The organism is Pedobacter sp. UBA5917, assembly GCF_002432345.1.
In the GTDB taxonomy this organism is placed as follows: Bacteria; Bacteroidota; Bacteroidia; order Sphingobacteriales; family Sphingobacteriaceae; genus Pedobacter.
The window spans coordinates 1-13,002 of sequence record NZ_DJDT01000021.1 but is presented as its reverse complement, the minus strand read 5'-3'; the positions used below and the strand labels follow the sequence as shown (position 1 = coordinate 13,002).

General features: G+C 40.2%; 14 protein-coding genes. 6 read left to right on the top strand and 8 right to left on the bottom strand.

Translation table 11 applies throughout. The features are described 5' to 3' along the window. The first annotated feature begins 174 nt into the window (after positions 1–174). Positions 175–1,722 (top strand): acyl-CoA mutase large subunit family protein, encoded by a 1,548-nt coding sequence (locus tag B2V92_RS01510; protein WP_293304190.1) that lies wholly within the window; start codon positions 175–177, stop codon positions 1,720–1,722. Positions 1,723–2,254: 532 nt separating this feature from the next. After that, complete coding sequence (gene dnaA, locus B2V92_RS01505; protein WP_113950211.1) at positions 2,255–3,685, top strand: chromosomal replication initiator protein DnaA; 1,431 nt, start codon at positions 2,255–2,257, stop codon at positions 3,683–3,685. Positions 3,686–3,787: 102 nt separating this feature from the next. On the opposite strand, the gene B2V92_RS01500 is transcribed toward dnaA, so the two are convergent. Both B2V92_RS01500 and B2V92_RS01495 read right to left on the bottom strand, forming a co-directional pair. Then, positions 3,788–4,507: a LytR/AlgR family response regulator transcription factor gene (locus B2V92_RS01500; RefSeq protein ID WP_293304186.1), complete on the bottom strand. Its 720-nt coding sequence runs from the start codon at positions 4,505–4,507 to the stop codon at positions 3,788–3,790. After that, positions 4,504–5,547, bottom strand: a complete 1,044-nt coding sequence (locus tag B2V92_RS01495; protein WP_293304184.1) for a sensor histidine kinase — start codon at positions 5,545–5,547, stop codon at positions 4,504–4,506. Before B2V92_RS01495 ends, B2V92_RS01500 begins: the two co-directional genes overlap by 4 nt. 210 nt (positions 5,548–5,757) lie before the next feature. Here B2V92_RS01495 and B2V92_RS01490 point away from each other — a divergent pair, with 210 nt between their 5' ends. After that, on the top strand, positions 5,758–6,822 hold the full coding sequence (locus B2V92_RS01490; RefSeq protein WP_293304182.1) for a S41 family peptidase: 1,065 nt from the start codon (positions 5,758–5,760) through the stop codon (positions 6,820–6,822). A 261-nt stretch (positions 6,823–7,083) separates the two neighbouring features. Here B2V92_RS01490 and B2V92_RS01485 read toward each other — a convergent pair whose 3' ends face one another. The 6 genes from B2V92_RS01485 to B2V92_RS01460 form a co-directional block, all read right to left on the bottom strand. Further along, positions 7,084–7,632 carry an NUDIX hydrolase gene (locus tag B2V92_RS01485; RefSeq protein ID WP_293304180.1) on the bottom strand — a complete coding sequence of 183 codons (549 nt, stop codon included), beginning with the start codon at positions 7,630–7,632 and terminating at the stop codon, positions 7,084–7,086. 39 nt (positions 7,633–7,671) lie between these two features. Beyond that, complete coding sequence (locus tag B2V92_RS01480; protein ID WP_293304178.1) at positions 7,672–8,061, bottom strand: hypothetical protein; 390 nt, start codon at positions 8,059–8,061, stop codon at positions 7,672–7,674. Positions 8,062–8,260: 199 nt separating this feature from the next. Then, positions 8,261–9,037, bottom strand: a complete 777-nt coding sequence (locus B2V92_RS01475; RefSeq protein WP_293304176.1) for a TPM domain-containing protein — start codon at positions 9,035–9,037, stop codon at positions 8,261–8,263. 3 nt (positions 9,038–9,040) lie between these two features. Then, complete coding sequence (locus B2V92_RS01470; RefSeq protein ID WP_293304174.1) at positions 9,041–9,484, bottom strand: TPM domain-containing protein; 444 nt, start codon at positions 9,482–9,484, stop codon at positions 9,041–9,043. Positions 9,485–9,565: 81 nt separating this feature from the next. Beyond that, on the bottom strand, positions 9,566–10,147 hold the full coding sequence (locus B2V92_RS01465; protein ID WP_293304172.1) for a LemA family protein: 582 nt from the start codon (positions 10,145–10,147) through the stop codon (positions 9,566–9,568). A gap of 222 nt (positions 10,148–10,369) precedes the next feature. Beyond that, positions 10,370–10,534, bottom strand: coding sequence for a hypothetical protein (locus tag B2V92_RS01460; protein ID WP_293304170.1), 165 nt, complete (start codon positions 10,532–10,534; stop codon positions 10,370–10,372). A gap of 107 nt (positions 10,535–10,641) precedes the next feature. Between B2V92_RS01460 and B2V92_RS01455 the strand changes: the two genes are divergently transcribed. The 3 genes from B2V92_RS01455 to B2V92_RS01445 all read left to right on the top strand — a co-directional run. Beyond that, a complete protein-coding gene (locus tag B2V92_RS01455) occupies positions 10,642–12,183 on the top strand; it encodes an NAD(P)/FAD-dependent oxidoreductase (protein WP_293304168.1) in 1,542 nt (513 codons plus the stop codon). A 33-nt stretch (positions 12,184–12,216) separates the two neighbouring features. Further along, the gene (locus tag B2V92_RS01450) at positions 12,217–12,684 is read left to right on the top strand and encodes a DinB family protein (protein WP_293304167.1); all 468 of its coding nucleotides are present in this window, start codon (positions 12,217–12,219) and stop codon (positions 12,682–12,684) included. 11 nt (positions 12,685–12,695) lie between these two features. Beyond that, positions 12,696–13,002: CoA-binding protein (locus B2V92_RS01445; RefSeq protein WP_293304166.1), on the top strand; the 307-nt coding region annotated here is incomplete at its 3' end.

The following is a 13,002-nucleotide window of genomic DNA, read 5'->3' as shown; positions in this document are numbered from 1 at the left end:
GTTTGATTGCTATATTGTTAATTGCGAATTGAAAATAGTTGAGGTATTAATAAACCTGGCGATAAGCCAGTCAAGTTATTCGCCTATAAACCATCTTAAAGTTTTCATTTGGCGGTTTGCAGTTCCCAATGAACAAATGACTAGTGAACGAATGAACCATTGAACTAACCAAATATGAGCGATAAAAAACATACCACCACTTCGGGCATCGAAATAAAAGCGTTGTATACGTCGGCAAAGCCGATGGAGGAACTTCCGGGTGAATTCCCATTTACACGGGGTATCCAGAAAGATATGTACCGTGGGCGCTTATGGACGATGAGGCAGTATGCAGGTTTTTCGACAGCTGAGGAATCGAATAAACGGTATCATTATTTGTTGGCACAGGGTACAACGGGTTTATCGATTGCGTTCGATCTTCCTACGCAGATCGGTTACGATTCTGATCATGAAATGGCCGATGGGGAAGTTGGAAAGGTAGGGGTGGCCATCGATTCGTTAAAAGATATCGAAATTTTGTTTGATGGTATCCAATTGAAAGATATCACCACCTCGATGACGATCAATGCCACAGCCTCTATCTTGTTGGCCATGTATATTGCGCTTGCTAAAAAACAGGAGGCTGATCTGAAACAGATTTCGGGCACCATCCAAAACGATATATTAAAAGAATACGCCGCCCGGGGAACCTATATTTATCCGCCAAAGCAATCGATGCGTTTAATTACCGATATTTTTGAGTTCTGTAGCAAAGAAGTGCCCAAGTGGAATACCATTTCCATATCCGGTTACCATATCCGTGAAGCCGGATCAACAGCGGTACAGGAACTTGCCTTTACGCTGGCCAATGGTAAAACCTATTTAAAAGCTGCTCTGGATAAAGGTTTGGACATTAACGTATTTGCAAAACGGTTGTCGTTTTTTTTTAACTGCCACAATAATTTTTTCGAAGAAATAGCAAAATTCAGGGCCGCCAGACGGATGTGGGCAAAAATTACCAGGGATTTGGGTGCTACAGACGAAAAAGCCCAGATGCTGCGGTTCCATACGCAAACCGGAGGCTCAACCTTAACCGCACAACAGCCCTTAAATAATGTAATCAGGGTGAGTAACCAGGCCATGGCCGCGGTTTTGGGCGGAACCCAATCCTTACATACCAATGGATATGATGAAGCACTTTCGTTGCCAACCGAATCGGCGGCAAAGATTGCACTGCGCACCCAGCAGATTATTGCTTTCGAGAGCGGTGTTACAGATACGGTAGATCCATTGGCCGGGTCTTACTTTGTAGAAAGTTTAACTGATGAAGTTGAGGCTGCTGCATGGGCTTATATCGATCGGATCGATGCCATGGGAGGTTCTGTTAATGCGATTGAAAGTGATTACATGCAGAATGAAATTGCCGGTGCTTCTTACCAATATCAAAAGGAAATCGAAAATGGAGATCGGATTTCGGTTGGTGTAAATAAATTTACCCAGGAGGAAGAAGGTTTAACCGAAGTTTTCAATATCGACGATTCGATCCGGAAGCTACAATCCGAAAAGCTCGAACATTTAAAAACGATCCGTGATAACGCTGCGGTTCAAAAAGCATTAAACAGGTTGGACGAAGCCGCAAAAAGTGATACCAACCTCATGCCGCTGATTATAGATGCGGTTGAAAAATATGCTACCCTCGGCGAAATTGCCGATGTATTCAGAAGCACTTTTGGAGTTTACTAAATTAATGTTATGGGCCCTTATTTTTTAGGTCAATATCGTGATTGGTGTGCCGCATATTGAATGACATTCACTATATTCATTAACTGCCGGATAACGGAGTAAAACTGTCGTAAAACTTATACAAATATATGTAATAGCGGATTTGCATAAGCCATATATTAACACTAGCTTTAAAAAGCTGCTAGTTTCTTTTAGTTATGGTATTGATTTTCAGTTGATTCAGTATTGATGGAAGCTAAAATGCTTATTTTGAGCTTAAAATGGCTTGGATTTTGCTTTTTAAACAGTGATTTGAAATTAAACGGAGAGAACCACGTTAAATAATTGTAATGTGGATAACCAGTGTTAATAAATAGTTATCAACATAAAAAATTGAGGTTAAGCGGGCTACTATATTCCTTATCAGTACGTTACGATTTATTTGAAATTTTTGTTTAAAATGTTGATAATTTTCTCAATATTCGTAGTCCCGAAACGGACCGTCCCTTTATTTCGAATCGGCACTGTAAACCAATAAATTATAGAAATCGCAATGGAAAAAACTTGTACAGAAGTGTGGAAGAACTGTCTTCAAATTATTAAGGATAATATTCCGAACCAAAGTTTCAAAACCTGGTTCGAGCCAATAACTGCCCTTAAGTTGGAAGGTAAGGTTTTAACCATACAGGTGCCAAGTTTGTTCTTTTACGAATGGCTTGAAGAACATTATGTAGGCTTGCTACGCAAGACTGTAAAGAAACAACTTGGAGAGGATGGCAGGTTGGAATATAACATCGTTGTAGATAAATCATCGAACAGCGGTAATCCTTATACTACCAATATGCCCTCAAATGGAAACGGAGCGGAGGCAAAGGTACAATCGATGCCGATACCGGTTTCCATTAATAAGGATATTAAAAACCCTTTTATTATCCCCGGATTAAAGAAATTAAACGTTGATCCACAATTAAATGCCAACTACACCTTCGAAAATTATATTGAGGGAGATTGCAACCGCTTGGCACGCTCTGCAGGTTACGCTGTGGCGGCTAAACCAGGAGGTACGTCTTTTAACCCTTTAATGATTTACGGTGGAGTGGGCTTGGGTAAAACCCACCTGGCGCAGGCAATCGGTAACGAGATTAAGCACAGCATGCCGGATAAATTGGTGATCTATGTAAGTTGCGAGAAATTCTGCCAACAGTTTGTAGACTCATTAAAAAACAACACCATTAACGATTTCGTTAACTTTTATCAGGCAATGGATGTGATCATTATGGATGATGTGCACAACTTTGCAGGTAAGGAAAAAACACAGGATATTTTCTTCCACATTTTTAACCACCTTCACCAATCGGGCAAACAGGTAATCTTAACATCTGATAAAGCACCGAAAGATTTAGCTGGTTTGGAAGAACGTTTGTTGAGCCGTTTCAAATGGGGCCTTTCTGCCGATCTGCAGATTCCTGATCTTGAAACACGTATCGCCATTTTAAGAAAGAAAATGTATGCCGATGGTATTGAGTTACCTGGCGAGGTTGTAGAATATGTTGCGCACAACATTGATAACAACGTACGTGAGCTTGAAGGTGCTATGGTGTCGCTTTTAGCACAGGCTACTTTGAATAAAAAGGAAATTGATCTGGCACTGGCCAAACAGATGTTGAAAAACTTCATCAAAAATACTTCTAAAGAAATTTCGATGGAGTACATCCAGAAATTGGTTTGTGAATATTTCGAAGTTCCGGTTGATATGGTTAAATCGCAGACACGTAAACGCGAGATTGTTCAGGCACGTCAGATTTCGATGTACCTTTCAAAAAGCCATACCAAATCATCATTGAAAACAATTGGAGCTTTCTTCGGTGGCCGCGATCATAGTACTGTAATCTATGCCTGCCAAACCGTAGAAGATTTAATCGATACCGACAAAAAGTTTAAAGCTTACGTACACGATATCCAAAAGAAACTAAAAATGAGCTAAACCAGGTTTATGGGCAGAAAGGTGAAGGGTTTAAAAGTAAAATCTTTCGTCCATGTTCAAAAGTTTATGCACAACAATAAAGGCCTGATATTTATCGGGCCTTTACTTTTTACCTTCTATCAGTTTGTAAAAATCTTCTTTGTACAGGTCGCCAAAAGGAATAACCGCATCGCCGATGTATATTCTCGCCCGTTCGATACTGTTTATCTTTTTTACCGCAACAATGAAAGAACGGTGTACCCTGATAAACTGCTTTTTAGGAAGCTGTTCTTCGGTTTTCTTAATGCTTTGAAGCGATAGGATTTTTTCGGTTTTGGTTTGTATTGCTACATAGTTTTGCATGCCCTCTACAAAAAGAATATCATCTGTATTGATTTTGACCAGTTTGTATTCCGTTTTTACAAAGATGAAATCATTTTCGGGTTCGGCAGGCTGGTAGGTAATAGTAGTTTGCGTTGCCGCGTTTAAACTAAAATGGCGGATAACTTTTTGCACAGCTTTGTAAAAACGCTCAAAAGAGACCGGTTTAAGCAGATAATCAATCGCATTGTTTTCAAAACCCTCCAGAGCATATTCCGCATAAGCGGTGGTGAGGATAATCTGGCATTTTTCATTCACGATTTTCATAAACTGTACGCCGTTAAGCTGCGGCATCTGAATATCCAGAAAAACGAGTTCCACATCATTTTTCATCACATATTCTAAAGCCTCTAATGGATTGGTGCTGCTAAAGGCCAGCGTTAAGTCTGGAATTTTACTGATATAATCATTCAGGATATCGATAGCAAGCGGCTTATCATCTACAACAACGCAACGGATCATATATTTTTTATATTCAGGTGAACGGTAAAAGTATCATTTTCATCAATAATGCTGAGTTTGTGCCGGTCAGGATAAATTAGCGCTAGCCTCCGCTGTACATTGGTAAGCCCAATTCCTCCGGTTTTATCTTTGTAATCCTTATTTTTCTGATTGGAAACTTCAAAATCAAAATCGGTTTCACTGATGGAAAGTTTAATTTTTATTGGATTTTCAGGATCGTTTACAGTCCCATGTTTAAAGGCATTTTCTATAAAGTTGATCAATATCAGCGGTGCAATTTCCCTGTTTCTATAATCTCCATTAATTTCCAGATCAATATAGGCAATACCTTTTTGCCCAATTTCGTATAATTCTACCACATTTTTCAGGTAGGTAATTTCCTTTTCAACGGGCGCAAACCTATCGTTGCTTTCTTTCAGCATATACCTCAGCAGTTCCGATAATTTTAAGACGGCTTCGGGGGCCATTTCTGCTTTTTGGTAGGTAAGCGAATAAATATCGTTAAGGGTATTGAATAAAAAGTGTGGATTGATCTGTGATTTTAGATAAGCCAGTTCGGTTATTGCCTGTTCTTTTTCCAGTTCCTGCTGTTTTTTCTGCGTTTCGAAATATCCGCCAACATAACTGATCGCTATGCTGAAAAAAATGTATACATAATTTTCGAATAACAGCGTTTGGAACGATAGCCAGAAATTAAGTTTATCAATGTACACATAAGAATACCAACCGAACTTTTGTGGTAGTAGTGTTGCATATACATATTTGTGGATAGGGGCGAGCAGAGAAAAAAGTACAAACAGGGCGATAATGTAAAGGATAATCTTTTTTGTCCTTACTAGTTTAGGTACCAATACAAGAAAACTGGTGTAGAAAATGCATATCGGAAAAAATAATACAATGAGTTTAACGCTTAAGGTTGATACAATAGTTGCAAAACTTAAATCGTTGAGGTTATAGGTCTGGAAACCGAACAAAAACTCTTTTAGCCATAAAATGAGCCAGTAACCGATGTGCAAGTATATAAAATACGCTTTCTTCATTTCCGAAATTTGCTAAAAATAGCATAATCACCTAATAAGACAACCCGAAAAAGTATGAAACGGTAAAATTTATACACGAAAACCGTAATTACGGTGTTTTTAGTTTTTTTTGGGTAAAAGAAGGGTTCAGCAATGAAATTCAGGCTTTGATCAATTAGATCCCGCGTTATTTTCTTTTTCTGCCAATTTCGGGAATTAAACAAGAAACACATGATTAATTTACCGAAACCCCAAAGCCATATCAATAAGCACAATCTGATTAAAGCGACCTTAGTATTTTTGCTTTTTACTGCGCTTAAATCTTCCGGAAGCGAAATTTTGATAAAAACTGAACGCGATAGTATTAAAATTTATGTACAAAAAGCAATCAACATCATCAAAAATAGAGCGGTAAATAGCTCCAAAATGAATTGGGATGAAATTTATTATGATGCAAGGCAGAAAGCGGATAAAGTAAAAACAATCAGGGAAACTTATCCGATTATAAAGGAGGTACTGGAAAAGCTGGGCGATTCCCATTCCAAATTTTTTCCACCCGAAACAGTCGATGCTTATGTAAAAGGGTACCGGTTAACCGGGCAGCCATTCCCTGAAGTAAAAGCCGAAATTTTAAAAAACCGTTACGCTTACATATCCTTACCTTCATTTTATAGCTACAATATGAATGAATGGCACGAATTTGCAAACAATTTCAGGGCTGCTTTAGTAAACCTGGAGGCCGAAAAGCCAAAAGGCTGGATACTGGATCTGCGCGATAATGAAGGGGGGATGTTTGCGCCGATGTATGCCGCAATCTCGCCATTAATCGATCAATCTAATGCGATAGGATGGGTAGACGGAAATGGGAAAAATATCTTCTTTAATTTTAAGGATGATAAACTGTTCGAAAATAAGAAAGCGGTTTATATGATCAAGCTTGAGCAGCAAAAAGTAAAAATCAAAAATCCGAATCTCGTGGTGCTGATCAACGAAAAAACAGCGAGCAGCGGCGAGTTTGTGGCAATATCTTTTGCAGGACAAAAAAATACCACAATTATTGGCAACAAAACCAATGGATTAACTTCTGCAAACCAGGAGCATAAACTTAGCGATGGTGCATTTTTGGTATTAACCGAAGGTATTACCATTGATCGCAGTTTAAAACGTTACGGAAAAATTGGAGAAGGCTTGGCCGGAGATGTTAAAGTTGGGCAGCTTAGCGGGAATGCTGAAAAAGATACACTGCTATATCTAGAAAAGGCTTATCAGGTATTGGATAAACGGATGATACATTAATAAAAAAAGAGGGGTATCATAAATATATATTGTCATCCTGAGCTTGTCGAAGGACCTGCCATAACAATGTGAAAGGCGTTTCGACTACTTTCCTGATTTATCTTTTCCAATGGGCTCGATTAATATTTGCAGAATTAGTATTTTAGATACAGTCTAGTCCAGACTGATCTTCATACTGATCCCGATTTTCACATTGGGATCAGCATCTTTTTAGCATGAAAGACCCTGAAATAAATTCAGGGTGACGACTATTTTTATAATTTACATTTTTTCTATTTCGGCCAGGCCATATAACAACGCGGCAACGTGCAGTGCCTGTGCAATTTTATTTTCCTTAATCAATTGCTTTACCTCTTCAACCGTGTATTCTTCCACATTTAAAATTTCATGTTCATCTAAATGTTGTTCATGGGTTTTAACCCCGCCGGTTAAAAAATAGGTAAATGTCCGGTTATCTGATGTTGCCGGATTGGGGTAAAGCTCGGCTATAAATTTGCAGGTTTCGAAACTGTAGCCCGTTTCTTCCAAAAGCTCACGTTTAACGGCAAACTCGGGTACTTCATCACCATCTATCACACCTCCAGGCACTTCGAGCGAAATAATATCGGCTGCATGACGGTATTGGCGCACCATAATGAGCTTTCCTTCTGCTGTTAACGCAATTGCATTTACCCAGTTTGGATATTCGAGTACATAATAATCGTCTTTTATAACCCCACCCGGAAGTTTAACTTCATCTACCCTTAAGGTAGCCCACTTTTCTCTTACCAAATATTTAGAGGCCAGTTTCTGCCACTTTTCTATAATCATTTATCTACTTTTTTTTGTTTGGCGCTGGGCGATAAGCGTTTAGCGCAGGTATTGCTGTATTGTTTTCTGACGGTGCAGATTCACCAAATGTACAATCTTATGCTGATCGGACAAGTATTGATAAACCAAATTAAGTTTTGGAGCAATTAATTTATTACGCTCTTCACTGATGCCCAGTTCGTAATATAAAAATTCGCTCAACGAATCCAGTTTTTCCGGAGGCAGGTTATCTTCAGTCAGCCACTTTTCAAAAACGGTAAGGTCTTCACTCTCCAAAATTTCTTTCGGCAGCTGAAAGCCACTTTGCATTGTTTCGTCGAAAATGACACTCGCCTCTGCCAACTTGCCTTCTAATTTTAATCCCATTATACGCGCCAAAACCTGGGCAAGTTTTTGTATTTCGGCTGTTATTAAGTCTCTTCTGTACATTTTTTGTTGTAATGTTTAATTTGTTGGAAGGTTGTTTTTAGTCCGGGGTCCGGTGTCGGAAGTCCAAAGAGCTGATGCCGCGCTAAGCTTTTGGTAAATTGCGATTGATTAACCCCCAGAGCGTAGTGGAAGGGTAAACAATTCACCGGTTAACCATTCAAACCAATGACCAATGAACCAATGAACCAATAAACCAATCTTACCAGCTTCCGCTCGACCCGCCACCGCCAAAACTTCCTCCGCCGAAACCACCAAATCCGCCTCCGCCGCCACCTGATGAACCACCGCCCCAGCCACCGCTGCTACGGCCTCCGCCACCGCTTCCGAAAAGCATGGCCCAGAACAAAGCATTAGAAGCACCCCTACCACCAATTACCTGACTGCCGCCTCCGCCGCCTTTCCTCATAATAATGATGATGACGATAACAATAATGATGATAATGGCAATACTACCCGAACCGCCTTTACCCTTCGAAGAAGCTTTTGGGTTATCGTTTTTATACTCGCCACGGGTATATTTAATAATTGATGTAGTACCTTCATCTAAACCGGCGTAATAATTACCAGCCTTAAAATTAGGTTTAATGTCATTATCAATAATGCGTTTGGCATAAATATCGGGCAGTGCACCTTCTACGCCATAACCGGTTTGAATAGAGATCTTTCTATCACCAACAGCTACAACGATCATTATGCCATTGTTTTTTCCGTTTTGGCCAACACCCCATTTTCTACCCAGTTCTACCGCATATTCATTAATGTCGTAATCGCCAACCGATTTTAAAATCGCTATAGCAATCTGTGTTGACGACGAATCGTTAAAAGCGACAAGTTTATTTTCTAAATCCTGTTTCTGGCCGGCAGATAGTACATTGGCATAATCATTAACCAGTGTATTCGGCTTTTCCGGGAAATCCTGTGCAAAAGCAAAAATGGATAATAAACTAAATAATGATAAAAGGAATATCTTGTTCATCGCTTATTTGTTTTCTAAATTATCCATAAAAACAATGTCGTTTGGCAATTCATTGATGTCGCCTTTTTGCGGAGGAAAAAATAAAGCCAGTTTTTCTCCGGCCAGCGCAACCCCTGCAATTATACCATCCGCTAAATCCCCTTTCGCGAAATGGGCAGTCATGGCAATTTTAGTGGTTTCCCAAAAATCTTCGGGCACTAACTGGTTAATCCCAACATCGCCGATAATGGCAAATTTGTGATCGGCATGGGCAAGGTAAAGCAATACACCGTTTCTTCTGGCGGTTTTATCCATATCCAGTTTATGAAAATATTCGATGGCTTTTTCGTAGGGATCGCCTTCGCAAAGTTTATCAATAGCAATCCTGATCTCTCCCGAAGTCGCTTTTTCGGCATCCGATATGGCGTTTGCGATCTTTTCTTGTTCTATATCCGAAAATAATGGCATGAGCTTATTTTTATAAGAAGTAAAAAGGGTAATAAATGCTTATTGATAAACACTTATTACCCTCCAAATTATAATAGGTTCTTAAAATTCTACTTTAGGAGCATTTTTTGCAGCAGCATCAGCCTCGAAATATCCTTTTGGTTTAAAGCCGAACATACCAGCTGTTAAATTGGTTGGGAATGATCTGATTTTACCATTATATTCCTGCACCGCATCGTTAAAATCTTTACGTGCAACCGTAATACGGTTTTCGGTACTTTCTAACTGGGCCGATAAATCGCTGAACTGTTGTGTAGCCCTTAATTCAGGGTAATTTTCGGTAATGGATAATAATTTACCCAAAGCCTGACTTAATTCGCCCTGTGCAGCCTGGAATTTTTGGATGTTTTCTGGCGATAAATCATCAGCTTTAACTGTCATCTGCGTAGCTTTTGCACGTGCTTCGGTTACCGCCGTTAATGTGCCCTGTTCAAATTTAGCAGCACCTTTTACCGTTGAAACAAGGTTAGGGATCAGATCGGCCCTCCGCTGATATTGTGTTTGCACCGTTCCCCATTTCGATTTAACGTTCTCGTCCAATTTAACCATGCTGTTATACCCGCACGAACTTAAAGTGCTTACTGCAATTATTGCAGCCAGAATTCCAAATATTAATCTTTTCATTTTTATGGTTTTTGTCTTTTTAAGCAAATTGAATTATAGTTCAATTTACGAATTAGATATCAAATTGCATGCCTTTGTTACAGTTTCGATAATTATCTGTCAGGTTGGCAAGCTAAGGATAAAGTTTAAACTGATGTTTTTTGTTTTGAAGCGCAAAGTCTTTCGCTTTTTTTAACATTTGTTCCCGCTCTTCGCTTTACTTCGTGCCCGCTCCAATCGGGGCTAAGTACTTTGGGCTGTGGCACGGAAAACCTGCATAGTAGCAGAAAAACTGCCGCCTAAACCCCTGCCTGCTGCAGGCAGGCGATCGAACGGATCCCGACGTAAAGCCGGGAGGAGGTAGAGCGGGAAGAAAGCTCCATATGGAATACTGCAATTGCTTTCCAAAAAACATAACATTAGTTTGCTGAGAATTATTAGGAATATTATAGAATCATCAAATATGCTATGAGTTGTTTATCTTTGTACCATTCGGGATAAAAACCCGACTTGATATGCAAAAAGACATCGAAATTACTTTGCTCCCGCATCAGGTTGAGCAAACAGAGGTTATCAAACAGAAACTTGCCGAAGGATTAAAATTGTCCGAATCGAGGATAAAAGGCTACGAAATCTTGAAAAGATCAATCGATGCCCGCTCCCGTAAAGTAATTTTCCGCTTGCAGGTAAAGGTTTTTGTAGATGAAGAAGCCATCCCCGAAGTTTACACCATTAATTATCCTAATGTAAGCAATGCCAAACCCGTTATCATTATCGGTGCTGGTCCGGCAGGTTTATTTGCCGCTTTGCAATGTATCGAAAATGGATTGAAACCCATTATTATCGAACGGGGCAAGGATGTAAAACAGCGCCGCAGGGATTTGGCCGCGATAAATAAACAGGGGGTTGTAAACACCGAATCAAATTATTGTTATGGCGAAGGCGGTGCCGGAACCTATTCTGACGGTAAGTTATATACCCGCTCTAACAAACGTGGCGACATTAATAAGGTATTACAGGTTTTTGTAAATCACGGTGCAGAGCCCGATATTGCCATTGATGCCCGGCCACATATTGGTACCAACAAACTTCCCCATATCATTACCTCAATAAAAGATACCATTTTAAATGCCGGTGGCGAGGTGATGTTCGATAGCCGCATGACCAATATTTTAATCGAATTTGGACAGGTAAAAGGAATCGAAATCAATTTTGAAGAGAAGCTTCTTGCTGATGATATCATCCTGGCAACAGGTCACTCGGCAAGGGATGTGTACGAATTGTTGAACAGTAAAAATATTCTTATCGAGGCAAAACCTTTTGCCTTGGGTGTCCGCATAGAACATCCGCAGGAAATTATCGATTCGGCGCAGTACCATTGCGATATCCGGTCTGAATTTTTACCTCCTGCTTATTACAGTCTGGTAGAGCAGGTTGGTGCCAGAGGGGTATTTTCTTTCTGCATGTGCCCGGGAGGAATTATTGCACCATGTTCAACCGGAGAAAATGAAATTGTGGTAAACGGCTGGTCTCCATCCAAGAGGAATAATCCCTACGCTAACTCCGGTACTGTAGTTCAGGTTACCCTTAATGATGTTCAGGGCTACGATCCGTTGAGGATGTTGAACTTTCAATCAGAAATCGAAAAAGCAGCTTTTGAGGCCGGTGGAGGAAATCTGGTTGCCCCCGCACAACGGATGGTCGATTTTGTAAACAATAAATTATCGCTCGATCTGCCAAAAAACTCTTACCTGCCCGGAACCAAAAGTTCGATGCTCGATAATATTCTGCCCGGTTTTGTGTCTGATAGCCTGCGCGCTGCATTACCATTATTCGGGAAGAAAATCAGGGGCTATTATACCAACGAAGCCATTTTGGTAGGAGTAGAAAGCAGAACCTCTTCGCCGGTAAGGATACCGAGGGATAAAGAAACCTATCAACACCCACAGGTAAAAGGTTTATACCCTTGTGCCGAAGGCGCAGGTTATGCTGGCGGAATTGTATCGGCAGCCATCGATGGAATCAATTGTGCAAATGCAATATTGACCGCATCTTAACAAACTTTATATTCTACCATTTGTTATTTTGGTATGTTTAATATCACGAACGAAATAAAAAAAGCTTTCAATGGCGATGCATGGCATGGCAACCATGTAATGCAAACGTTGAACAATGTTAATCCTGCGAAAGCATTCAGCCATTTTGTGCCTGGTGCCCATTCAATTGCAGAAATAGCGCTGCATTTAACTGCCTGGACGGAAGAAGTAAGTTCGAGGTTAACCGGTAAAACAGCTGCAGAGCCAGAAATGGGAGATTGGCCTGAGCCCGAGGCCAGAACACCCCAGGCCTGGGAACGTATTATTTTTAATTTTAAAATTGCAAACGAAGAACTCATCCGGATCTGCGAATCGTTTAAAGATAACCAGTGGAATGATGAAGTGAAGAGTGAGCGGAATCCTGCTTTAGGTACAGGGGTAAGCAATGTAGAATTGGTAAGTGGTTTGGCGCAGCATCATGCTTATCACTCGGGTCAGATTGCATTATTATCAAAATATTAAGGACTAATAAGATGAAGAAAACACTGATTATAGGTGCATCACCAGATCCATCACGATATTCGTACAAAGCTGCCCACATGCTCAAGCGCTTTAACCACAACATTGTTAACATTGGCATAAAAAGGGGTGAGGTAGCGGGAGTAGAAATTGAAAAACCTGGTGAAATTTATCATGATATCGATACCATAACTTTATATATCGGTCCGGCTTTGCAGCCACAGTACCACGATTATATCCTCGCTACAAAACCAAAACGCGTAATTTTCAACCCCGGGACTGAAAATTACGAGCTCGAAAAATTGCTGGACCAACACGGTA